The following is a 23,511-nucleotide window of genomic DNA, read 5'->3' as shown; positions in this document are numbered from 1 at the left end:
TCGTGTCGGCTCGGGTCGTGTCAGCTCGGATCGCGTCGGCATGGCACCGGTATCGGGTACTGCGTGGCAAGGGGGTCACCGTTCGGTGTGTCCGAAACTTCTCTGCGGCGCCCTGGCGGTTACAGCGCCCGCAGTCCTGCTATCACTTCTCGCAGGATCCTCACGTCGGGCAGTGCGGCTGGTGGTACGGGGCGGTTGACGGTGACGTACCGCGCTTCCGACAGATCCCCGAGAAGGACCCGTACGACTCCCACCGGCAGGTCCGCGTCGGCGGCGAGTTCGGCGACGGAACGCGTCTCCGCCCTGCACAGTGCCAGTAGGGTGCGGTGCTCGGGGCCGAGCAGTGACTCCTCCGCGCGTCCCCGCGACTGGGACAGGTCGGGGGAGACGAGCGCGATCAGGTCGAACCGCGTTTGTCCCGGCCCCGCTCCGGTGCGGCCGCCCGTCATGGCGTACGGGCGGACCAGCGGGCCCGCGTCCGCGTCGTACCAGCGGGTGCCTTCCGTACCGTTCCCGCCTGCCGTTCCGTCCGTGGGGACGGTCATGCGCCCGGCCGTCTGGGCGCGGTGTACAGATGCTCGCCCACCCGTTTGACGAGGCGTGCCATCTCGTACGCGACCAGGCCGATGTCGGCGGCGATCGTGGTCAGTACCGCCAGGCAGGACCCGTCTCCCGCGGCGGCGACGAACAGGAGGCCGTCGTCCATCTCCACCAGCGTCTGCCGTACGTCGCCCGCGTCGAAGTGTCGTCCCGCCCCTTTGGCGAGGCTGTGGAAGCCGGACGCGACGGCCGCCAGGTGTTCGGCGTTCTCGCGGCCCAGTCCCGCGGAGGCTCCGACGGCCAGCCCGTCGTTGGAGAGCACGACCGCGTGCCGGACTTCCGTGGCACGTGCCACTAGGTCGTCCAGGAGCCAGTCGAGGTCGCCTGGGCGCTGGGCGGTGGTGGTCCTCGGGTGGTCGGTCATGTCCGGTCTCCTTCATCGGCCGCGTCGGCGTCGCCGCCCGGACCGTCGGCGCTGCGGGGAGGTGGCGCGAGGGCGGCGCCCCGGAGCCAGCCCGCGCGGTAGGCCGTCATGCGGTCCCTGGCCTGCTCCGGGGTGCGTGCCGGTGGGCCGCCCTGGGCGTACGGGCCCGGGGACGCCGTTTGGCCGGCAGGGGCCTGTTTCGTTGGTGCGACGCGCAGTTGGGGAGCGAGGCTGGCCTGTCGTACGCGGCGCGGAAGCGGGTCGCCGAGGTCCGGGGCCGGGCCGTCGTCGGGCGGGACGAGGCCGCGTGGAGCGGGATCGCGCGGCACAGGGCCGTGCGGATACGGGGCGCGGGGGCTCGGGACGTGCGGGGCGGCGGCACGGAGGGGCGGGAGGGGAGGAACGGTCCCTCTATCGGAAGCTTCGGCAATCGGAGCCGTACCGTTCGGATCCGTGCCGTTCGAGGCGGTGTCGTTCGAAGCGATGCCATTCGAAGCGATGCTGTTCAAGGCCGTCCCGTCCTCGGCCGCACCGTTCGGGCTTGCGCTCTTCAAAGAGGCCGTGCCGTGCGCGAGGGCAGTCGGCGGTGTGGCGGTCGCGGCGGGCGGTGCGCGGTGTTGTCCGGTCGGGGCGGGCTCGCTCTGCAACAGCCCGGTGGGGATCAGTACGACAGCGGTCGTGCCGCCGTACGGCGACGGGTGCAGCTGGACCTTGACACCGTGGCGCGCGGCCAGCCTGCTGACCACGAACAGTCCGAGCTGGTCGCTTTCGAACAGGTCGAGCTCGTCGGAGTGCGCGATCCGGTGGTTGGCCGCGGCCCTGGCCTCTTCGCCCATGCCGAGCCCTCGGTCCTCGACCTCCAGGGCGTAGCCGTGGCCGACGGGTTCGCCGACGACGCGGACCTTGGTGTGGGGTGGGGAGAACTGGGTGGCGTTCTCGATGAGTTCGGCGAGGAGGTGGGTGAGGTCGGCGACGGCCGTACCGACGAGTGCGCTCTCCGGAAGCGGGCGCACCTCCACGCGCGTGTAGTCCTCGATTTCGGAGACGGCCGCCCGTACGACGTTGGTGAGGGACACCGGCAGGCGCCAGGCTCGGCCCGGTGCGGCGCCGGACAGGATGATCAGGCTCTCGGCGTGGCGCCGCATGCGGGTGGTGAGGTGGTCGAGGCGGAAGAGGTCGCCGAGTTCGTTCGGGTCCTCCGTGCGGCGCTCCATGGAGTCGAGGAGGCTGAGCTGGCGGTGGACGAGTACCTGGCTGCGGCGGGCTAGGTTGACGAAGACGCCCGCGACGCCGTCGGCCAGTTCGGCTCGCTCCGCCGCGGCGGTCAGCGCCGCGCGGTGGACGGTGGTCAGTGCCTCGCCGACCTGTCCGACCTCGTCCTGGGCCGGGGGCCCCGTCGGGGCCTCCGCGTCGATGTCCAGGGAGTTTCCGCCGCGCAGCCCGGCCATGGCGCGGGGGAGCTTGCGGCGGGCGATCTCCAGGGCACTGTTGCGCAGCTCGACCAGTTCGACGACGAGGGTGCGACCGATGCTCACCGAGATCACGAGCGAGGCCAGGACGGCCGCGAGGCCCAGCAGCACGGCGGCTCCGGAGGGGGCGAGGACGGCCTCCTTCAGCGGATCGGTCGAGGGGCGGGCAGCGCGGGACTCGATCGCGCGCATGCCGTCCCGTACCGCTGCCACGGAGGTGTTCCACCGGGCAGGCGGTACGGCGCGTGCCGCGCGGGTGCCGGCGGGCGCGGCGAGGATCTTGTCCTCTGCCGTCAACAGCCGTGTCTGGGCGTCCTGTCCCGCCAGGCGCCGCCAGTCGGCGCGGGCCTGGCCCGGCAGGTCGGGCGCTGTGGCCTCGATCAGGGTCCGGCGGGCTTCCACGGCTCCGGTGAAGTCACGCAGCCGCTGTCCGTCCAGCGTTCCGGTGAGGGCTGCCGCGCACAGCAGGGCGTCCTCCCGGGAGAGGAGTTCGGCCGCTCTGCCGAAGTCGACGAGCACGCGCGCGTGGGCACCGCGTTCCGTGGCGAGGGATCCGGTCACCGCGAAGGCCGCTGTGACGGCGGCGGTGTACTGGCCGTAGGTGTCGTCGGGCGACGGACCGCCGCGCTGTGGGGAGTCGTCGTCCTGTTGCTCTGTACTGGAGGGCTGCTCCGCACGGGAGGGGCGCTCCGTGCGGAACGGTTGCTCCGTACGGGACGGGCTGGATTCGTCATCGCGAGACTTCAGTCGCTTCAGCTCGCCGCGCAGGGCGCGCAGCCCTTCCGTACGGGCCAGGAAGTCGTCGAGCCGCTCTGCGGTGTCCTTGGGGAGGGGGCTGGAGTCGGCGACCGTGTGGGTGGGGTCGAGCATCAGTCGGGCCAGTGCTTCGTCGGTGCGTGCGGTGTGTTGGGCGAGTGCGGCGGCGTTCGACGCGCCGGGGGCAGCCGACTGGCGCACGGCGGCGCGGCGTTCGGCCTGGAGGGCGGTGACGGCTGCCGCCACGGGGGCTCGAACGGTCTCGTCGGTGCGTTGCAGCCGGTTGAGACGGGTGAGGTCCTGTGCGGTGGTGACCGTGGCGAAGCCCCAGAGTGCGATCAGGGAGACGACGGGCACCGTGAGCAGCGAAATGATCTTGGCTCGTACGGTGCGGGGTCGCAGCCTGCCCCGTCTGCGGGGCGCCCCCTGGTCAGGGAGGGCAGTGGGTTCGTGTGCGCGCGGACCGGCGTGTGCGCGGCGGCCGCGTGCCGGGGTTTCCGGAGGGGACGGTGGTTCGGCGTCCGGAGGGAAGTGGGTTATCGGCATGGGCCTCTGCGATCTACGGAGTGGTGGCCGGTCCGGTGGCCGGCTGTCCGGCCCGTCGGACTCGTTCGGTCTGCTGGGCCCGTTCGGACGGTGCGGGCTGTTCGGACGGTGCGGGCTGTTCGGTGCGGTCGTCCTGTCCGGCTCGTGCGTACGCGGCGCGCTCGCGCGCGGTCGGCGACAGTGCGACGAACGCCGCTGTCAGGAAGAGGTAGGAGCCGAGACCGACGGCGAGGGGAAAGATGAACTGCATCGCCGTGGCCCCGGCCGGCGGGCTGCCCGAAGGGGTGACGCGCACTCCGACGGCGAGCATGCCGGTGTAGTGCATGCTGCTCACCGCCGCGCCCATGACGAGGGAGGCACCGACGACGGCGAAGGGTGCCTCGATGTTGAGCGCCGCCCATAGGGCCGCGGTCGCTGCCACCACCGCGATGACGACGGAGAGCGCGACGAGCAGGGCGTCGTACTCGACCTGTCCGTGCAGGCGCAGCGCGGCCATGCCCAGGTAGTGCATGCTGGCGACGCCCAGTCCCGTGGTGAGTCCGCCGAGGCACAGCGCCAGGGTGCGCCCCTGCCCGTATCCGACGGCGAAGACGCCCGCGCCGACGACGAGCATGGCGACGAGCAGGCTCAGTAACGTCAGTGGGACGTCGTAGCGGATCTCGGTGCCGCCGACGGCGAAGCCGAGCATGGCGACGAAGTGCATGGTCCAGATGCCCGTGCCGATCGCTGACGCCGCCGTGATCAGCCAGTTGCGGCGGGAGCGGCCCTGGGCGGCGAGCGCCCGCACCGTGCAGCGCAGCCCGAGGGCCGCTCCGACGGCAGCCATGCCGTAGGACAGGACGGGGGTGAGCCAGCCGTAGGCGGCGTGGTCCAGGTGACCCAGGGAATCGAGGTGTCGCATGGCGTACTGCGTGGCGTGCTCCATGGCCCAGGGACGCTAGTGCGCCGGGGGGCGCGCGACGGGGGCGCAGTTCGAAAGCGGATGGAACATGACAGAGATACGGCCCAGGACGACCGCGCCGAGGCCTAACGTGCCCGCCGGTGGATCCGAATGCGGGTGCGTACGGGTGTGTACGGGTGCGGATACGGGCCGGGGCGGGCGGAGCGCGGACGCGGGGCCGTCGGACCCGTCGGGGCCGTATCCGTGGTCCCCTCGGTGGGGGAAGATCACGCCATGAGCGATGACCCCACACAGGTACAGGAGTTCTTCGGCACCAGGGCGGCCACCTGGGACAGCCGTTTCCCCGACGACGGCCCGGCGTACACGGCGGCGGTCGGCGCCCTCGGTCTGCGCCCCGGGGACTCGGTGCTCGACGCGGGTTGCGGCACGGGCCGCGCGCTGCCCGCCCTGCGCGCCGCGGTCGGCCCGCAGGGCACGGTGATCGGCGCGGACCTGACGCCGGAGATGCTGGCGGAGGCGGTACGTGCGGGGCGGCACCTGAGCGGCCGGCTGCTCCTGGCCGACGTGAGCGGGCTGCCGCTGCGCTCGGGGGTGCTGGACGCGGTGTTCGGGGCCGGACTGATCTCGCACCTGCCCGAGCCCGAGGAGAACCTGCGGGAGCTGGCGCGCGTGGTGCGGCCCGGCGGGCTGCTGGCGCTCTTCCACCCCATCGGCAGGGCCGCTCTCGCGGCGCGGCACGGCCGTCGGATCACCCCGGACGATCTGCGCGCCGAGGACCGTCTGGGGCCGCTGCTCGCCGCCTCCGGCTGGCGGATGACCTCGTACGTCGACGAGGACGACCGTTTCCTGGTGCTGGCCGTCCACGACGGCTGAGCTCCAATCCGGCCCCGCGGGTGCAGACTTGGAAGATCGGCAGCCGCGCCGCCCAGCATCGCCCCGTCAGAAGAGCCAGGAAGAGGTGATCCGTGTGTTAGCCAGAATCCAGCGGTGGAGGGAATCGGCCAAGGCGCGCGCCGCGAGTCGGGATCCGCATCCGCAGCACAACCTCTTCGAGGCGGCGTCCGCCTACGTGGTGGCCTGCATCGAGGACGACGAGGACCGGATGGAGGAGGCGACGGGATGGGTGGATCCCAACGCGATGGTCTTCGGCATCAATGAACTGGCCTGTCGTGCGGTCATCTCCCTGGCCCGCGAGCGGAACGAGTCGCCGCAGAAGGTGGCCAGGGACCTGCTGGGACTGCCCGCCGTCTGACCCTCGACGCCGGTGTTACCCACTGGTTAGGGTGCGCCGACAGACGATCGAAGGGGAGGGCGCCGTGACCGGGACGGACGAGGCGGACGAGAACGACGCGCTCTATGTGCTGACCGCCGTGCTGCTCACGCCCGCGCAGTTCCCGAGCGTGCTCGGTGACGACTATCCGCAGGCGTGCGCGGCGCTCGGCCTCGAACCGTACGCCGACGGCTACGGCCTCGTCATCGGCCAGGACGGGGCGGGCGCGCGCTGGACCGTGGTCGTCGACGACGTCTCGTTGGTCGCGGTCGCCATCGCGGCCTGGGACTGCGGGATGGAGCACGAGCTGTCCCCGCCCGACCGTACGGTGGTCGCCGCGCTGCCGGGCTGGCCCCTGGCGGTGGCGGTCTCGGCGCCCGGTGTGCCCGCCCCGCACGATCCCGCCCCCGAGCCGGAGAGCGGCGGACGGGCGCCTCTGGTGCCGCCTGACACGGAGGCCTGGGGTCCAGCCCAGCGGCGGCTCGGCGCCGACGAGATCGCCCTGGAATGGTCGGCGTGGCGCGAACAGCTCGGCGACGACGCGTTCGACGTGCCGGACGGAACAGTCGGCGCGGGTGCTGCGGCCGAGGAGAGCGCGGCGGACGGCCGGAGCCCGGCGAACGAGTCGGACGCCGCGGACGAGGAACCGGCGGACGCGGCGCCGGAGGGATCCGGGGCCCGGCAGGGGATCCGGCGCGTCCTGGCCGAGGCGCACGCCTATGTGGACGTGCCTCCTCCGCCCGGTCGGGTCCGCTCCAGCTTCGCGCCCGGCGGGGCGCGGACGCTGCGCGCCGACGGACCTGGCTGGTCGATGGTGGCCAGGACCGACGACATCGCGTTCGTCCTGTTGGACGAGGAGCCGGGCCAGGTGCTTCCCGTGGGGCGCGGCGCCGAACTGCCGGGCCTGCTGGAGGGCCTGGACAGGATCGCCGTGCGCCCCGCCTGAGGGGCTCGCGGCAGGGGCGCACTGACCACATGGCGGGGGTCCGTTCCGTGTGGGTCGGCCCCATGGCCGCGACGGGAGGGCGGCAGCACGATGGGCCGCCGACCGCCCTTCCCCGCAGTTCCCCGGAGGCCCCGTATGCGTCTGTCGTCAGGCGTTCCGATTCTCACCGCGCTCTTGATGGGGGTGACGCTCGTCGGCCCCGCGGACGCCCGGACGCCCACCGGTCCGTACGACGACGGGCCGTGCGGTCGCCACACCCGGTTGGACGTTCCGGGGGCTGAGCACCAGCGGTCGGCCTGTCTCGGTGATCTGACGACCGCGGGGCTGGCGGGCACTCCGTACACCGACATGGCCGATCAGGCGGGCCTTTCGGCCAAGGGCACGCGGAATCCGTCCGGTGTGCCGGGAGTGCAGATCGACGGCTACTTTCCCGACTCTTCGCGCCTCAACGCCACGCACGGCTGGCAGCACGACGCACAGTTCGTGATCCGGCTGCCGGAGCGGTGGAACGGCGGGCTGGTGGTGACCGGCGCGCCGGGGACCCGCAAGCAGTACTCCACGGACACGCTCATCTCCGACCAGGTGCTGGCGCAGGGGTACGCGTACGCGTCGACCGACAAGGGCAATACGGGCCCCGATTTCTTCACCGACGGTGCCCGGCCCGGGGACGCGGTCGTCGAGTGGCACTCCCGGGTGACCGAGCTGACGCGCGCCGCGAAGAAGGTGGTGCGCCAGCGGTACGGGACGGCGCCGCGCCGGACCTATATGACGGGCATTTCCAATGGCGGCTATCTGACCCGCTGGCAGTTGGAGAACCGTCCCGAACTCTATGACGGCGGGGTGGACTGGGAGGGCACCCTCTGGACCGCCCGGGGGCCCAGTCCGCTCACGGTGCTGCCCGTGACGGTGGCGCGTTCGCTCGGTGCGGCGGGTGACGCGGATCTGGTCGCGGCGGGGTTCGCGGCGGACTCGACGTTCCTGTGGCCTTACCACGAGAGCGTCTACTGGGGGCTCACGCAGAAGATCTTCCGCGCGGAGTTGGACCCTTCGTACGACCCGAAGTGCCCCGGAGTGTCGGCCGGTTCCACTCCCGCCGAGATCTTCACGGCGTGCCCTTCGGACGCGGCGTACGACTACCGTTCGCGTCCCGCATCCGTCCGGCGAGCGGTGGCGAAGATCGCGCTGACGGGCCGCATCGGCAAGCCGCTGATCACGCTGCACGGCGATCTGGACGCGCTGCTGCCGATCCGTACCGACTCCGACGTGTACGCCAGGATGATCGACGGCCAAGGGCGCGGACGGCTGCACCGCTACTACACCGTCGAGGGCGGCACTCATGCCGACGGGCTGTACGACGCCTTTCCTGACCGGCTCCGGCCGATCCTGCCGTGCTACCGGTCCGCGTTCACGGCGCTGACGCGCTGGGTGGAGCGGGACCGTACGCCGCCCTCGGACCGGACGGTGCCCAGGCCCAGGAATGGTGACGTGGTCAACTCCTGCTCCCTGACCGCTCCGGCAGTTCCCGCGGCTCCTGCGTTCTGACCGTCGGGGTGTCCGGTCCGGCAGCCCGGCCGGGCTGCCGGACCGGACGGTGGCGCAGCAACGTCAGGCACGTTCCAGCGGGCCGTGCGGTTCCGCGGGCGGCTCGTCGCCCAGCGGTGCTCAGCGGCCCAGCTCCCGCTTGCTGACCCTGCGCAGCCTGCGGCGCTGGGACGGGTCCAGCATCAGATAGGCCGCCGTCGGGATACCGATCACCACCAGCAGCGACAGCCAGAATCCGATCAGTGGCATCAGGAGGAGCCCTACGGCCACTCCGCCCACTGCGATCTTCGCCCTGTTCGACATCTTCGACGCCTCCTTCGCGGCCCGTGCCGCTCCCTGCTGGGAGAACGCATGCGCGAGCCGCCCGGTTCCGCGCAGCGACAGCGAGCTTCCAGCGGGCAGTGACACAGGTCACGCTACGGCGACGCCTGGAACGGCGCCTCTTGAGTTATCCTCGGCCGCTCCGGTTCGAGTAGTCAAGTTTGAGGAATCACCATCTCCGTGCACAGGTTCCCGCCCGCCGGCCTCGCCGAGATCGCCGAACTCTCCCGCTGTTCCGCTGTTTTCCTGCCGTCCGACCCGCCCCGCGCCGGTCAGATCGCCTTCTGGCACCCCGACGGCACCGAACCCCCCGTCGGCCCCGGCACCGTCGAGGAACTGACGGTCGTCTCGGCCGACGCCACGACCACCACCGTCCGGGCCCTGATGGTCCCCGCTCCCGACGCCCTGCCCGTCCTGACGCGGGCCCGCGCCGCGCGGGGCTCCTCCCCCGCGACCGCCTTCTGGGGCGCGGCCTCCGTCCTCGCCCTGCAGTTCGCCGCGCGCGGGCTGTTCCTGCCGGGGCTCACGGCGACGGACCACGACGCCTGGCGGTTCGGGCCGCTCTCGGCCGACGACCTGGACCGGATCCGCACCCTCGCGGCGTCCATGCCGCCCTCGGCGCACGCCGTGCCGCTCGGCGCGGACGGCCTGGGCGGTCCCGCCGGACAGGACGGGCCCGTGCTCCTGCCCGAACAGGTGGAGCTGCTGCGCGCCTTCCTGGACGCCGTGGCCGACGGCCTGCCCCGTACGCCCGCCGCGCCGCTCGCGACCGGATCCCCCGCCTTCGCCGCCACCCCGCCCCAGCACCTGCCCGAGCAGCGGGCCTGGGCCGCCGACGTGGCCGCGGGCCACGACGCCGGGGTACGCCTGTCCCTGCGCATGGAAATCCCCGGTCTCTTCGCATCGGACAGCGGCGCGGAGGGTGGGGTGGAAGCGGATGCGTACGGCGCGGTGCCCGGCTTCCGTGCCGTACTCCAGATCCACAGCGTCAGCGACGCGACCCTCGTGGCCGACGCGGCCGAAGTGTGGGGCGGAGCGCAGGGGTTCGGTCCGCGCGCCCGGCTGGACGCACTGCTCGCGCTGCGGCGCGCCGCCCGCGCCTGGGCCCCGTTGGCCCCGCTGCTGTCGGCCGCCGTTCCGGACGCCCTGGAACTGGCGGACGAGGAGGTCACCGAACTCCTCGGCAGCGCGTCCCGCGCCCTGGCCGCGACGGGTGTGCAGGTGCACTGGCCCAAGGGGCTGGCGCGCAGCCTCACCGCGCACGCCGTGATCGGCCCGCCCGGCGGCGAACCCGACCTCATGCGGGACGGCGACGGGGACGGCACCGGCCGGTTCAGGCAGGCCGAGTCCGGCCTGCCCTCCTTCCTGTCGGCAAACGCCCTGCTGGCCTTCAACTGGCGCTTCGCGCTGGGCGACCAGCAGCTCACCCGCGCGGAGCTGGACCGGCTCGCCGAGTCGAGCCGCCCCGTGGTGCGCCTGCGCGACCAGTGGGTGCTGATCGACCCCGAGGAGGCGCGGCGCGCCCGCGAGGACCAGGACCGCAAGGTCACGCCGATCGACGCGCTCTCGGCCGTCCTGACGGGCACGACAGAGGTGGACGGACGGCAGGTCGCCGTCGCGCCCACCGGATGGCTGGCGCGGCTGCGGGACATGCTGGCCGATCCCGAGGGCGGGCCGCAGTCCGTGAACCAGCCCGCCGCGCTCGCCGCGACGCTGCGCGACTACCAACTGCGGGGGCTGAACTGGCTCAACACGATGACCTCGCTGGGGCTCGGCGGCTGCCTCGCCGACGACATGGGGCTCGGCAAGACCATCACGCTCATCTCGCTGCACCTGCACCGGCAGACCGTGCCGTCCGCCGCGGGTCCCACACTGGTCGTCTGTCCGACGTCCCTGATGGGCAACTGGCAGCGGGAGGTGGAGAAGTTCGCGCCCGGCACGCCCGTGCGGCGCTTCCACGGCCCTTCGCGCGGCCTGACGGACCTGGCGGACGGGGAGTTCGTCCTCACCACGTACGGCACGATGCGGCTGGACGCCGAGCGGCTGGCCGAGGTCCCCTGGGGAATGGTCGTCACCGACGAGGCGCAGCACATCAAGAACCCGTACTCCGCGACCGCCAAGCAGCTGCGCACCATCGGGGCCCGCGCCCGGGTGGCCCTGACCGGCACTCCGGTGGAGAACAACCTCTCCGAGCTGTGGGCGATCCTCGACTGGACCACTCCCGGTCTGCTCGGCAAGCTGTCCGCGTTCCGCACGCGCTACGCGCAGGCGGTGGAGGGCGGCGCGGATCCGGCCGCGGCCGCCCGGCTGGCCTCCCTGGTCGGGCCGTTCCTGCTGCGCAGGCGCAAGTCCGACCCGGGCATCGCGCCCGAGCTGCCGCCCAAGACGGAGACCGACCGCGCCGTCTCGCTGACCAAGGAACAGGCGGGACTGTACGAGGCGGTGGTGCGCGAGACGCTCGCCGAGATCGCGGAGTCGGACGGTTTCGCCCGGCGCGGCCTGGTGGTGAAGCTGCTGACCGCGCTGAAGCAGATCTGCAACCACCCGGCGCAGTACCTCAAGGAGGAGCAGCCGAGGATCCCCGACCGGTCGGGGAAGCTGGAGCTGTTGGACGAGCTGCTGGACACCATCCTGGCCGAGGGGTCGAGCGTGCTGGTCTTCACCCAGTACGTGGGCATGGCGCGGATCCTGGAGCGGCATCTGGCGGTGCGCGGCGTTCCGACACAGTTCCTGCACGGCGGCACGCCGGTCGCCGAGCGCGAGGCCATGGTGCGGCGCTTCCAGGACGGCGAGGCGCCGGTGTTCCTGCTCTCGTTGAAGGCGGCGGGCACGGGGCTGAACCTGACCAGGGCCGAGCACGTCGTGCATTACGACCGGTGGTGGAACCCCGCCGTCGAGGCGCAGGCCACCGACCGGGCGTACCGCATCGGGCAGACCCAGCCGGTCCAGGTGCACCGGCTGATCGCCGAGGGCACGATCGAGGACCGCATCGCGGACATGCTGGCGCGCAAGCGCGAGCTGGCCGAAGCCGTACTGGGCGGTGGGGAGACCGCGCTGACCGAACTGACCGACGCCGAACTGGCGGAACTGGTGGAGCTGCGAGGGGGCGCCCGATGAGCGAGGGTTTCGAGAACGGGATGGAGCGGGTGTTTCCCGCGCTGCCGCCCGCACAGGGGCGCGGTTTCGCCCAGACCTGGTGGGGACAGGCGTGGCTGAAGGCGCTGGAGGACACGGCGCTTGAGGGCGACCAGCTCAAGAAGGGCCGGAGGTTCGCCCGCGAGGGCAGGGTGGGTGCGGTGTCGGTCAGGCCTGGCCGGGTCACGGCCGTGGTGCGGGACAGGGACGGTTCGTCGCAGCGCGGCGACGTACTGCTCCAGCAGTTGAGCGACGAGGAGTGGGACCGCTTCCTGGACATGGCGGTGGAGCGGGCCGGGCACATCGCGGCGCTCCTCGACCGCGAGATGCCGCCGCACCTGGTGGAGGACGCACTGGCCGCGGGCGTGGAACTGCTGCCCGGGATAGGCGACCTCGAACCGGAGTGCGACTGCGACGCCTGGGACCTGTGTCCGCACACCGCGGCGCTCTGCTACCAGGTGGCGCGTCTGCTGGACCAGGATCCCTTCGTGCTGCTGCTCATGCGGGGCAGGAGTGAGCGCGCGCTGCTGGACGACCTCCAGGAGCGCAGCGCGGCCCGGGGCGCACGGTCCGGCGCGGACGGCGCCGAGGGCCCGGAGGCGGGCGGCGAGCCCGTGGGCGGGGCCTCGCGGGTCCCCGCGGGGGTGCGGGCCGACGAGGCGTTCGCCGCGCGGGACATCCTTCCGCCGCTGCCCGACGCGCCGCCGCTGCCCGACAGTGCGGGGCAGCCGCCCTCGCTGGACACGGAGACCGAGCCCGCACCCGGAGTGGAGGCGGACGCACTGGAGTTCCTGGCCGGTGGCGCGGCGGTGCTGGCGCGGCGCCTGCTGGCGGAGGCCCTGGCGCCCGGTCACGACCGCCGGCCCGTCGAGGAGGAGCTGACGGTCGCGCAGGACGCGGTGCGGCTGGCCGCTTCCGGTGCGGACGCACGTGCCGCGGGGCGCCTCGCGGAAGGTACGGGGCGTCAGCGCGGCGACCTCGACCTGGCGGTGCGCGCCTGGCGGTACGGCGGGGCGGTTTCGCTCGGTGTGCTGGAGGAGGAGTGGACGCCCGACGAGGAGACCCTGGCGCGGGCGCGGGCCCGCATCGCCGGGGCCGTCGAGTCCTGGGAGGCCGACGAGCGTCCTGAGCTGAAGGGCGTCAAGAACCGTTGGACGGTCGCGGACGGCCGGGCGCAGGTGCGGTTCGGAAGGGACGGGCGTTGGTGGCCGTACCGCAAGGAGCGCGGGCGCTGGGTTCCCGCGGGTCCCTCGGACCCTGACGCGGCGGCAGCGCTGGCGAGCGTGCTGAACGACGCCGACGGCTGACGGCCGCCCCTCCCCGCGGCGACGGCGCCCGCAGGGGCGCCCTCGCCGCGTACCGGGGCGTCTGCGGCGCGTACGGGCCACTTCCGCGCCACCGCTCCCACCCCTACCGTTCGACGCACGCGGTACGACAGCGGGGGGACGGACACAGTCGGTGCAACGCGGACGTGCCGGTGCCCGCGCTCCAGCTGCTCCCGTTCGGCTTCACCACCGCGGGCGCCCTGCACCAGGAGTGGCCGTCCTGTCCGGGCGGCCCGCACCGGCACCTGAGGGAGACGGCCCGGAGCAGCCTCGGCCAGGGGGCCTCCTACGGCTCGCGTTACGAATCGTCGGCACCTCATGAGGAGGCGTTCCATGGAGTCCGCACAACGCGTGGTGCACCGTAGCGGACTGTTCTCGCGCCTCCTGCTGGCGCTCGTCGTCCTGGCCCTGCTGTTCTTCGCCTACACGGTCGTCCGCGAGAACCTCTCCGCCCGTACGGTGCGCGACTGGCCGTGGCGGTTCCGGCTGATGGACCTCCAGAGTGCGACGGCGGCGCTGATAGCGACGTCGGGCGCGGCGCTGGCACGGGCCCAGTACGCCAGGACCGTCCGCCCCGTGCTCGGCCACTTCGGCCGCACGGTGGCGGACGTGGCTCCGGAGGGGCGGCTCGCCTGGGCGTGCCACCTGTTCAACGGGGCGCAGGACGTGGCGACGGTCACCGACATGGGGTACTGGGTGGTCTTCACGTCCTCGGCCCGCGCACAGGGGGCCGAGGACGCCTCGCGCTGGCTCTCCAGCCAGGAGACCGATCAACTGATCGTCAGGCGCGGTCTGGTGGCCCGCGAGGACTTCTGGCTGGACTTCATCGGAACGGGCCGCCCGATTCCGGGACAGGGGCTGATGTTCCTGGGGTGGTTCACCGAGCCCGCGCTGCGGGAGGTCGAGACGGTCTACGTCAGGGTCCGGGTGATTGACCGGGTGGGCGACACCCACGAGCGGACGATCGACCTCCTGAAGGGCGTCAACAGGACGCCCCGTTACCCGGACGCGCCCCCGTTCTGAACGCCCGCCCCTCCGGAACCGTCCGCTCCTCCGGAGCCGCCCACCCCTCCGGAACCGCCTGCTCCTCGAAGAGCCGGGCGGTGAGGGCGCGCGCCGTCAGTGCGGGATCGAGTCGATCAACTCCCGTGCCCCTTGGCGCAGCAGCGCCACCGCCACCGAGGTCCCCAGGGTCGCGGGGTCGAGCCGCCCCGCCCACTCGTGGGCGTTGAGCACGGTCTTGCCGTCCGGCGTGAACACCTTGGCGCGCAGCGAGAGGTCACCGCCGCGCTCCGAGTGCGCGTATCCCGCGATGGGGCTGTTGCAGTGGCCCTGGAGCACGTGCAGGAACATCCGTTCGGCGGTGGCCTCGCGCCACGTCGCGGGGTCGCCGAGGCCGCTGACCGCGTCGATGGTGTCCGTGTCGTCCTGGCGGCACTGGAGGGCGAGGATCCCGGCTCCGATGGGCGGGCACATCGCCTCCACCGACAGCACCTCGCTGATGGCGTCGGTGCGACCGATCCGCTCAAGCCCCGAGGCGGCGAGCAGCAGCGCGTCCGCTTCGCCCGCGGTGAGCTTCTCCAGGCGGCGGTTGGCGTTGCCGCGCATCGGTACGCACTCCAGGTGCGGGTGCGAAGCGGCGAGTTGGGCGATGCGGCGCACCGCGCTGGTGCCGATGCGGGTGCCCGCAGGCAGCTCGTCGAGGCCGAGGCCACCGGGGTGGATCAGGGCGTCGCGGATGTCGTCGCGCTTGAGGAACGCGGCGAAGACCGTCCCCGCGGGCAGCGGGCGGTCGGCGGGCACGTCCTTCACGCAGTGCACGGCGAGGTCGGCCTCTCCGGCGAGGAGCGCGGCGTCGACCTCCTTGGTGAAGGCGCCCTTGCCCTCGACCTGGGAGAGGTCGCCCATCCACTTGTCGCCGGTGGTCTTGACCGGGACGACGGTGGTGGCGACGCCGGGGTGCAGGGCGGCCAGCTCGGCGCGGACACGCTCGACCTGGGCCAGGGCCATGGGCGAGTCGCGGGAGACGATGCGGATCAACTCGGGGACGGACATGGCCCCCACGATAGTGCGCCCGCGGCGGGCGTCCGTCCCATCGACACCCTTTCGGACGCGGAGCATCATGGTCACGCCCGTCACCCACCGCTCGTGCGCAGCCCTGTTCCTCCCCCCACTCAGGAGTGCCCATGAACCGCAGAAGGCTCCTCAAGGGCGCCGCGGCCGGCCTCGCGGCGACCGCCACGGCGGGCTTCGCGGCCCCGTCCGCCCTCGCCGCGGCGCCTGTGCGCCCCGGTCCCTTCCCGCACCCGCCCCAGGCCGTGAGGGCGGCCCGCAGCGGCGCGTCGACGCTCGCCGTCGACTACCCCGACGCGCACTGGACCCCGGCCGCGACCGGCAACTTCACGGTGTCCAGCCGCCCTTCCGCGTATCCGGTGCGGTACGTGGTCGTCCACGTCACCCAGGAGACGTTCCCCGACACGATCGGGATCTTCCAGAACCCCGCGAGGAAGGTCTCCGCCCACTACGTGGTCCGCTCGTCGGACGGCTACGTCGCACAGTGCGTGCGCGAGAAGGACATCGCCTGGCACGCCGGGAACTGGGACTACAACACGCGCAGCATCGGCATCGAGCACGAGGGCTGGGTGGACCGGCCCTCGTACTTCACCCACGCGATGTACGAGCGGTCCGCGGCTCTCACCGCGTCCGTCTGCGACCGGTACGGCATTCCGAAGGACCGGGCGCACATCATCGGGCACCACGAGGTGCCCGGTTCGGACCACACCGATCCCGGGCCGTCCTGGGACTGGACGCGGTACATCCGGCTCGTCAACTTCGCCTGACGGTCGCCGCTCGCGCCCCGGGCGGTCGCCCCCGTCGGCCCTCGTCGGCGCCCGTCGGCGCCCGTCGGCGTTCTTGCCGGGCCGCCCGCCCGGGGTCACGATGTCCGGGACCCTGGAGGGCGAAGTGAGCGAAGCGTGGGTGGCCCTGGAGGCCGGTGCCGATCCGGTGCGCAGATGCGGCGAACTGTTGCGCGCGCACGAGGCGTTCACCGCGTCCGGCCGTGTGGAGCGGCCCGTGCGGCCGGTGGTCGCCGCGTCCTGGCGGCGCTCCGCGCGGGCCCTGGTCTGCCCGGACGGCACGGCGCAGGTGGAGCTGGACGAGGACGACATCGGGCGGTACCGCGACGAGCACCCGTTGGCGCGGGTCATGCCGGTCATACGGGAACTCACCGCTCCGTACGCCATGGACGGCCGTCATCTGCTGGCCGTCTGTGACGCGCGGGCGCGGCTCCTGTGGGTGGAGGGGCACCCTGAAACCCTGCGCAGGGCCGGGCGGATGAACTTCGTCGCGGGTGCCCGCTGGTCGGAGTCGGCAGCCGGGACCAACGCGCCGGGGACCGCGGTCGCCGTCGACCGGCCCGTACAGGTTTTCGCTGCCGAGCACTTCAGGCGCCCCGTGCAGGCGTGGACGTGCGCCGCCGCCCCGGTCCACGACCCGGGCACGGGGCGGCTGATCGGCGCGGTGGACATCACGGGCGGCGATCCGCTGGCGCATCCGCACTCGCTGGCGTTCGTCCAGGCGGTGGCGCGCGCCGCCGAGTCCCAGTTGGCGCTCCTCGCGCCGCGCCCGGACGTCGGGGGCGTACGGCTGCACGCGCTCGGCGGGGACGAGGCGCTGCTGCTGTGCGAGGGCCGCAAGGTGCGGCTGAGCCGTCGGCACAGCGAGATCGTGGTGCTGCTGGCCCACCGTCCGGACGGGCTGGGCGGGGACGAGCTGCTGTCGGAGCTGTACGAGGACGAGGCGGCGCACCCGGTGACCCTGCGCGCCGAACTGTCGCGGCTGCGCGCCCTGCTGGGCCCGGAGCTGCTGCGCTCCCGTCCGTACCGGTTCACGGTCCCCGTGGACGCGGACTTCGCGACGGTGACGCGGCGACTGGCCTCCGGTGCGGTCGCGGCCGCAGCCGGGGCGTACGCGGGTCCGTTGCTGCCCGCGTCGAGGGCGCCGGGTGTCGTACGGCTGCGGCGGCGGGTGGAGGAGCAGTTGCGGGCGGCGGTGATAGCGCGGGGCGACCCGGGGCTGTTGGGCGACTGGGCGCACAGCCCGTGGGGCGAGGACGACCTGCCCGTGTGGCGGGCGCTCGCCGCGGTGGCGGGTGCGGGACAGCGGGCACCCGCGCTGGCCCGGGTCCGGGAGCTGGACGCCGAACTGTCCGCGGGGTGGGGCGGGTCCGAAGGGTCGGGTGCCGCGGTTCGCGTACGGAGGGCCGCAACGGTGTCGCAACGTCCGCGCCACTAGCCTCGCGCCCGAGCGCCGTCCAACGGCGGGCGGCGGCCGAGGGAGGGCACGGAGATGACCCGTTACGCAGCGCCGGGCACCGAGGGCGCCATCGTCAACTTCCAGGCCAGGTACGACCACTGGATCGGCGGCGACTACGTCGCCCCGGCCAGGGGGCAGTACTTCGAGAACCCGAGCCCGGTCAACGGCCGCCCGTTCACCGAGATCGCCCGGGGCACCGCCGAGGACGTGGAGCGCGCGCTCGACGCGGCGCACGCGGCCGCGCCCGCCTGGGGGCGCACGGGGCCCGACGCGCGCGCCGCGATCCTCAACCGCATCGCCGACCGCATGGAGGCGAAGCTGGAGGAGCTGGCGGTCGCGGAGAGCTGGGAGAACGGCAAGCCGGTGCGGGAGACGCTGGCCGCCGACATCCCGCTGGCCATCGACCACTTCCGGTACTTCGCGGGGGCGCTCCGCGCGCAGGAGGGGTCGCTCAGCGAGCTGGACGACGACACGGTCGCGTACCACTTCCACGAGCCGCTCGGCGTGGTCGCCCAGATCATTCCGTGGAACTTCCCGATCCTGATGGCGGCCTGGAAGCTGGCGCCGGCGCTGGCCGCGGGCAACGCGGTGGTCCTCAAGCCGGCCGAGCAGACCCCTGCGTCGATCCACTACTGGCTGAGCCTGGTCGCCGACCTGCTGCCGCCCGGTGTCCTGAACATCGTCAACGGCTTCGGCGCCGAGGCGGGCAAGCCGCTGGCCTCCAGTCCGCGCGTGGCCAAGGTCGCCTTCACCGGCGAGACCACGACGGGGCGGCTGATCATGCAGTACGCCTCCGAGAACATCAAGCCGGTCACCCTGGAGCTCGGCGGCAAGTCGCCCAACATCTTCTTCGACGACGTCTGGTCGGCCAACGACGACTTCCGCGACAAGGCGCTCGAAGGCTTCACCATGTTCGCCCTCAACCAGGGCGAGGTGTGTACCTGTCCCTCGCGGGCGCTGATCCAGCGCGGTCACTACAGCGAGTTCCTGGAGGCGGGGATCGCCCGCACCGAGCAGATAGTGGCCGGTCACCCCCTGGACACCGACACCATGATCGGCGCGCAGGCGTCCAACGACCAGCTCCAGAAGATCCTCTCCTACCTCGACATAGGCCAGCAGGAGGGCGCGAAGATCCTGACGGGCGGTCAGCAGGTCGAGTACGACGGCGAGATGGCGGGCGGCTACTACGTCCAGCCGACGATCTTCGAGGGCGACAACCGGATGCGCATCTTCCAGGAGGAGATCTTCGGTCCGGTCGTCGCCGTCACGTCCTTCACGGACTTCGACGACGCGATCCGCACGGCCAACGACACGCTGTACGGCCTGGGCGCGGGCGTCTGGACCCGCGACATCAACACCGCGTACCGCGCGGGCCGCGCGATCCAGGCGGGCCGCGTCTGGACGAACTGCTACCACGCCTACCCCGCGCACGCCGCCTTCGGCGGCTACAAGCAGTCGGGAATCGGGCGCGAGAACCACCGGATGATGCTGGAGCACTACCAGCAGACGAAGAACCTGCTGGTCAGCTACTCGCCGAAGAAGCTCGGCTTCTTCTAGAGCACCAAGTCGATCTCCCGGGAGGGCAATTGCCCTCCCGGGAGCAGCCACGGAGCCCCTCAGTCGCGCCTCCCGGACCGGTCACGGACCGGATTCCCGCCCGGAGTGAGGCAGGCGGCCACCCTCTGACACGCGTGGTGGCACGACTGGCATGACGGCTCGACTCCGCAGAGCGCCGCGGGCGCGGGCACAGGCCCTTTGTGCCCCACCGCTTGCATCACCGCAGAGTTGGAAAAGGCTCCCTACGTTGTTCTGCGGGACGCGGTGAGCCCCTCGCTCCCGCGAAGACCTGGTCACAGTGGGGCCGGACCTCACTCGTGCGGGTCCGCGGCCAGTCCCGCAGGCGAGCCTCCGCCGCCGCGCCGACCTGCTACAAACCCGGCCACCGCTCCAGAGTGACCTAGACCGGCCCCGCCGGGACGAAGGTCGGCGCGACGGACGCGAGAGCTTCTCCTGGCACGACTACCGCGCCCCGCTGATCGCCACCAGCGGCTCGGCAGCCCGATCGTGCTCTTCCGGGACAGCCCTCGACGCCCACAAAGCCTCCGGCCCGCGCGAGTTCGCCGAAGCCCGGGACCGGCTCACCCTCTCCTCAGCGTCTCGGCGCCCATCCCGAGATCACCGGCGACCGACTTGACCGTCGCTCCCGGCCTCGACCGATACGCGACCGAGTGCCGGCTGAAACATTTCCGACGGACGACGGCGGCTTTCGCAGACGAGTCTTTGTCCCGCAGCGGCGCAGGAGGACACACCTCCTGCCGACTGTCCGGTTCGGCCCCCTCCCGGGCGCCGTCGCCACGAGGCGCCCGCCGGACCGCATCCGTACCACCACGTCGCCGTTTCCCACCGAAGAGGTGCAGATCATCTTGCGGTATTTGACCGTCCCATCGATTGCATCCGGAATCAGCGTTGCCGCCTCGCTGATCACCCTGTCAGCCGTTCCCGCCGATGCGGCGTCCACCCCGGCCCCGGAAGGCGTGCGGTGGGAGCTCTGCCGGGATGCGGTGTCGGACTGGAATCGCAACGACAACCGCAGCGAATGCACACTCATCCCTGTCCCGGTGGACTACTCCAAGCCCGAGGGCAGGAAGATAGATATCGCGGTGAGCAGGGTCAAGGCCACCGGAAAGCGCACCGGCGCTCTCTTCGGCAACCCCGGAGGCCCCGGTCTGGCCGGCACCCCGTCCGCCCATGAACTCCTCAGCAGCCGTCTGGGGCCCATGAACGAGACATTGGACTTCATCGGCATCGACACCCGCGGGACCGGCTACAGCGCCCAGATCTCCTGCGATGAGCCTGAATTCCAGGGGAGTGAAACAGAAAAAGAGATGTTCGAGATGCGGGCGGATGCGAAGCGCGCCTGCATCGCCAAGGACCCGGCACTGGCACTCTCCATCAGCATGGAGAATGCCTCCCGGGACATGGACCGCATCCGGCAGGTGCTGGGCTTCAACAAGATAAACTTCTACGGAAATTCCGGCGGGACGGCGCTGGGCGCGGTCTATCGCTCCATGTTCGACAAGCGCGTCGACCGCATGTGGCTGGACTCGGTCATGTCCCCGGTCGGTCAGAATGCAGGGATCGAAGCGGAAGTAGCCGCAAACGACGCCGGATACCGGCGATTCTTCAAGTGGCTGGCCGGAAAGGACTCCACCTACGGGTTCGGATCCTCGCCCAAGAAGGTCGAATCCGCATTGAAGGAGCTGCAGAAGAAGGTCGGACGGGAAGGATTCGCCGCCCTCCTGGATACCAACCTGGAAGCCATACCGGATCGGTGGGAGCGATCAGCCGCAAAGTTGATGGAGGTCCGGGACAGCGGAGCAGGGGTGACCTCCACGCAGCGGAATGCGGACCGGAAGCCTTTCGGCTTCGGAGAGATGGGGCGTAATTACGGCTTCACCCACGACGCCTTCATGTGCAACGCCAGCCCCGACGGCCGGACGTATGCCGATCTCGTCCGAATAAGGAAGGAACGGCAGGCGAAGTACCCATTCTCCACTGACTTCAACAACGAGCGCATCGCGAACTGCGGCGGCTGGCCCGCGGGCAAGCCGTGGAACTTGAAGCCCGGAAAGAGCCGGCTGCAGCTGTCCGGCCACAAGTTCGAAACCATCACGCCTTACGTATGGGCCAAGATGATGCACGAGAAGATCGGCGGATCGCTGCTGACCGTCATGGACGCGGAGCACTCCACCATGAAGTCCAAGGACCTCGCGTGCGGCTCCAAGGTGCTCGACTTCTTCCGGGACGGCACACCCGCGAAGGGCAGCTGCGCCGGTTTCCCCGCCGACCGGACGGGCCCCCCGGGACCGGCCGGCAACATGGCGGGAACCGTGAAACTCCCGTACTGCTCCGCTTCGCTGGTCCGCCCCCGCACCGCCCGTGACGAGGACAAGGCGCTCCTCCTCACGAACGGGCACTGCCACCCCGCGGGACGGCCGAAGCCGGGTGAAGTGATCACCGGCAAGAACGCCCCCGTCGAAGGCACCGTCATGAGCCCGGCAGGCCGCGAACTCGGCCCGGTGACCGGGCGGGTCCTCTACGCCACGATGACCGGAACCGACATCACGGTGGCACAACTGGACTCCACGTACGCGGAGATCAAGCAGAAGTACAAGGTTGAGGCGTTCCCGCTGGCCTCGTCCTCGCCCGTACCCGGGCAGAAGATCAAGGTGGCGTCCAGCTTCCTGGAGAGCGTCTGGTCGTGCCAGGCCGAGGCCGTGGTCCCGACCCTCAAGGAGGGCGACTACACATCGACCCGTGCCATCCGCTACGCGAAGGAATGCGACACCCGGCCCGGAAGCTCCGGCTCGCCCGTCATCGACGCCGAGACCCGGGAGCTCGTCGCCGTGAACAGCACCAGCAACCGCGACGGCAAGGAGTGCGAACTGAACAACCCCTGCGAGGTCGACGGGACGGTCACCACCGTCCACCAGGGACGCGGGTACGCCACCCAGACCGCGGCGATCGCCGCGTGCATCGGAGACGACAACACCCTGGATCTCAAGCGCCAGGAGTGCACCCTGCCCAGGCCCTGACCTGAGCCCGCCTCACCTCACCCCCTCCCCTTCCGCCCCTCTGCCCACGGTCCCCTCCCGAAGGGAGCCCGGGGCGGAGGGGCGGACCCCGTGCGTGCACGGTCCTCGGTCATCCTTCGCCGGTCCGCGCCCGAACCGTGAGGCGGCCGACTCGGGCCGCCTGCTCGGCGTCGTGACGGGTCCTCGCCTCGTCGAGCGCGTCGCCCATGCGCTGGTACAGCGCCTCCCTGCGTCCGGCCGCGAGGGACCGTGCGGCGTCGAGGCGTTCGAGACTGCCCTGGAAGTGCGGGGCGACCTGCTGCGCGAACAGTTCGTAGTGTCGCCGGGTGGCGTCCGGCCTCGCCCATTCGTGCGCCATCATGAGGTAGCAGCCGAAGCCGTGGGACTGCTGCTGGAGTTGGCGGATGTGCCGGATCGCGTCGTCCGGTGTGCCGATGACGCCGACACCGGACTCGTTGATCCAGTCGATGCGTTCCTTCAGCGTCGAGCCGCCGGGCTCGAAGTGCGGCACCGCGGCTTCGTACTGCAGATAGCGGCACCAGTCGTCGAGCCCGTACGCGACGTCCGCGTACGCCTGTTCCTTCGTTTCGGCGAGGTGCACGGGCCCGACCAGTCGCCATGCGGCGCGGTCGGGGGTGGTGCCGAACTGCTGGGCCCGTTCTTCCATCACGTCCCAGTGCGCGGCGAGCAGGTCCAGGTCACCCGTCATGGTCGCGCCGATGGACAGCAGCGCCAGCCCGTGCTTGCCCGCGATCCGGGGGCCGGAGGGCGAGGCGATCGCCGCGACGCCGACTTCGAAGCAGGGCCTGGAGTAGGGGCGTAACTGACATCTGGCTTCTACGAGTTGGTAGCGGTCGGTCTTCTTGGTGACGGGCTCGTCCCCGGTGAGCAGCTGGATGAGGACGTCGGTGTCCTCTTCCAGCGCGGCCCGCTGCGAGACCGGGTCGATGCCGATCATCGCCGCGTCCGTCGGGAGGGAGCCGGGGCCGAGGCCGAGCATGAACCGGCCCCGGGTGAGGTGATCGAGCAGGATCGCGCGGTCCGCCACCCAGAGCGGGTTGTGGTACGGGAGGGAGAGCACGCCGGTCCCCAGCTTGATGTGCGTGGTCCGGGCCGCGACGTGCGCGATGAAGATCTCAGGGCTGGCGATCAACTCCGATCCGCCGGAGTGGTGTTCACCGATCCAGGCTTCGTCGTAACCGAGCTCGTCGAGCTGCTGGATGGTGGCCACGTCCCGCGCGAGGGCGGTCACGGGATTCTGGCCTTGAGCAGTGTGGAACGGCGCCATGAAGACTCCGAAACGCATCTCAAATCCTTCCGTCACATCAGAGACCGGACCGGCGCCGTACCAGTGGAGGGCGCCCTTGCGTACGGTTCGCCCTTCGGGCGGTACGGGGCCGCCCCGCCCGGTGCCGCGACGGCTG

The 23,511-nt window shown here is 71.8% G+C and carries 18 protein-coding genes; 11 read left to right on the top strand and 7 right to left on the bottom strand.

The window, feature by feature from the left end:
- Window positions 1-119: 119 nt before the first annotated feature.
- From ACIBNE_RS03390 to ACIBNE_RS03375, 4 genes are all read right to left on the bottom strand, one after another.
- Window positions 120-545, bottom strand: a complete 426-nt coding sequence (locus ACIBNE_RS03390) for a DUF742 domain-containing protein (RefSeq protein ID WP_399268984.1) — start codon at window positions 543-545, stop codon at window positions 120-122.
- Window positions 542-964, bottom strand: a complete 423-nt coding sequence (locus ACIBNE_RS03385) for a roadblock/LC7 domain-containing protein (RefSeq protein WP_399268982.1) — start codon at window positions 962-964, stop codon at window positions 542-544. Before ACIBNE_RS03385 ends, ACIBNE_RS03390 begins: the two co-directional genes overlap by 4 nt.
- Window positions 961-3,546 carry a nitrate- and nitrite sensing domain-containing protein gene (locus tag ACIBNE_RS03380; protein ID WP_399268980.1) on the bottom strand — a complete coding sequence of 862 codons (2,586 nt, stop codon included), beginning with the start codon at window positions 3,544-3,546 and terminating at the stop codon, window positions 961-963. Before ACIBNE_RS03380 ends, ACIBNE_RS03385 begins: the two co-directional genes overlap by 4 nt.
- Before the next feature lie 202 nt (window positions 3,547-3,748).
- Window positions 3,749-4,618, bottom strand: coding sequence for an MHYT domain-containing protein (locus tag ACIBNE_RS03375; RefSeq protein WP_399270045.1), 870 nt, complete (start codon window positions 4,616-4,618; stop codon window positions 3,749-3,751).
- Window positions 4,619-4,909: 291 nt separating this feature from the next.
- Here ACIBNE_RS03375 and ACIBNE_RS03370 point away from each other — a divergent pair, with 291 nt between their 5' ends.
- The 4 genes from ACIBNE_RS03370 (at window position 4,910) to ACIBNE_RS03355 (ending at window position 8,394) form a co-directional block, all read left to right on the top strand.
- Window positions 4,910-5,509, top strand: coding sequence for a class I SAM-dependent methyltransferase (locus ACIBNE_RS03370; protein WP_399268978.1), 600 nt, complete (start codon window positions 4,910-4,912; stop codon window positions 5,507-5,509).
- Window positions 5,510-5,615: 106 nt separating this feature from the next.
- Complete coding sequence (locus tag ACIBNE_RS03365; protein WP_399270043.1) at window positions 5,616-5,888, top strand: hypothetical protein; 273 nt, start codon at window positions 5,616-5,618, stop codon at window positions 5,886-5,888.
- A gap of 64 nt (window positions 5,889-5,952) precedes the next feature.
- On the top strand, window positions 5,953-6,852 hold the full coding sequence (locus tag ACIBNE_RS03360) for a hypothetical protein (RefSeq protein ID WP_399268976.1): 900 nt from the start codon (window positions 5,953-5,955) through the stop codon (window positions 6,850-6,852).
- Between the two features lie 135 nt (window positions 6,853-6,987).
- Complete coding sequence (locus ACIBNE_RS03355; RefSeq protein ID WP_399268974.1) at window positions 6,988-8,394, top strand: tannase/feruloyl esterase family alpha/beta hydrolase; 1,407 nt, start codon at window positions 6,988-6,990, stop codon at window positions 8,392-8,394.
- A 120-nt stretch (window positions 8,395-8,514) separates the two neighbouring features.
- Here ACIBNE_RS03355 and ACIBNE_RS03350 read toward each other — a convergent pair whose 3' ends face one another.
- Complete coding sequence (locus ACIBNE_RS03350; protein WP_399268972.1) at window positions 8,515-8,697, bottom strand: hypothetical protein; 183 nt, start codon at window positions 8,695-8,697, stop codon at window positions 8,515-8,517.
- Window positions 8,698-8,895: 198 nt separating this feature from the next.
- Between ACIBNE_RS03350 and ACIBNE_RS03345 the strand changes: the two genes are divergently transcribed.
- The 3 genes from ACIBNE_RS03345 to ACIBNE_RS03335 all read left to right on the top strand — a co-directional run bounded on the left by ACIBNE_RS03345 (window position 8,896) and on the right by ACIBNE_RS03335 (window position 14,198).
- Window positions 8,896-11,832, top strand: a complete 2,937-nt coding sequence (locus ACIBNE_RS03345) for a DEAD/DEAH box helicase (RefSeq protein WP_399268970.1) — start codon at window positions 8,896-8,898, stop codon at window positions 11,830-11,832.
- Entirely contained in the window at window positions 11,829-13,157 is a 1,329-nt protein-coding gene (locus ACIBNE_RS03340) for an SWF or SNF family helicase (protein ID WP_399268968.1), read from the top strand. Before ACIBNE_RS03345 ends, ACIBNE_RS03340 begins: the two co-directional genes overlap by 4 nt.
- 351 nt (window positions 13,158-13,508) lie before the next feature.
- Window positions 13,509-14,198: a hypothetical protein gene (locus tag ACIBNE_RS03335; protein WP_399268966.1), complete on the top strand. Its 690-nt coding sequence runs from the start codon at window positions 13,509-13,511 to the stop codon at window positions 14,196-14,198.
- Window positions 14,199-14,294: 96 nt separating this feature from the next.
- On the opposite strand, the gene hemC is transcribed toward ACIBNE_RS03335, so the two are convergent.
- The gene (gene hemC, locus ACIBNE_RS03330; protein WP_399268964.1) at window positions 14,295-15,230 is read right to left on the bottom strand and encodes a hydroxymethylbilane synthase; all 936 of its coding nucleotides are present in this window, start codon (window positions 15,228-15,230) and stop codon (window positions 14,295-14,297) included.
- Window positions 15,231-15,361: 131 nt separating this feature from the next.
- Between hemC and ACIBNE_RS03325 the strand changes: the two genes are divergently transcribed.
- The 4 genes from ACIBNE_RS03325 to ACIBNE_RS03310 all read left to right on the top strand — a co-directional run bounded on the left by ACIBNE_RS03325 (window position 15,362) and on the right by ACIBNE_RS03310 (window position 22,087).
- Window positions 15,362-16,015, top strand: coding sequence for an N-acetylmuramoyl-L-alanine amidase (locus ACIBNE_RS03325; RefSeq protein ID WP_399268962.1), 654 nt, complete (start codon window positions 15,362-15,364; stop codon window positions 16,013-16,015).
- Between the two features lie 124 nt (window positions 16,016-16,139).
- Entirely contained in the window at window positions 16,140-17,471 is a 1,332-nt protein-coding gene (locus ACIBNE_RS03320; protein WP_399268959.1) for a GAF domain-containing protein, read from the top strand.
- A gap of 54 nt (window positions 17,472-17,525) precedes the next feature.
- Entirely contained in the window at window positions 17,526-19,049 is a 1,524-nt protein-coding gene (locus tag ACIBNE_RS03315) for an aldehyde dehydrogenase family protein (RefSeq protein ID WP_399268957.1), read from the top strand.
- Between the two features lie 854 nt (window positions 19,050-19,903).
- On the top strand, window positions 19,904-22,087 hold the full coding sequence (locus tag ACIBNE_RS03310; protein ID WP_399268955.1) for an alpha/beta fold hydrolase: 2,184 nt from the start codon (window positions 19,904-19,906) through the stop codon (window positions 22,085-22,087).
- 109 nt (window positions 22,088-22,196) lie between these two features.
- On the opposite strand, the gene ACIBNE_RS03305 is transcribed toward ACIBNE_RS03310, so the two are convergent.
- Window positions 22,197-23,393, bottom strand: coding sequence for an LLM class flavin-dependent oxidoreductase (locus tag ACIBNE_RS03305; protein ID WP_399268953.1), 1,197 nt, complete (start codon window positions 23,391-23,393; stop codon window positions 22,197-22,199).
- Between the last annotated feature and the right edge of the window lie 118 nt (window positions 23,394-23,511).

Source organism: Streptomyces sp. NPDC050504 (assembly GCF_044458065.1).
Taxonomy (GTDB): Bacteria; Actinomycetota; Actinomycetes; order Streptomycetales; family Streptomycetaceae; genus Streptomyces.
Note: the sequence above shows the minus strand (reverse complement) of the source record. Positions and strands in the feature narration are given on the sequence as shown.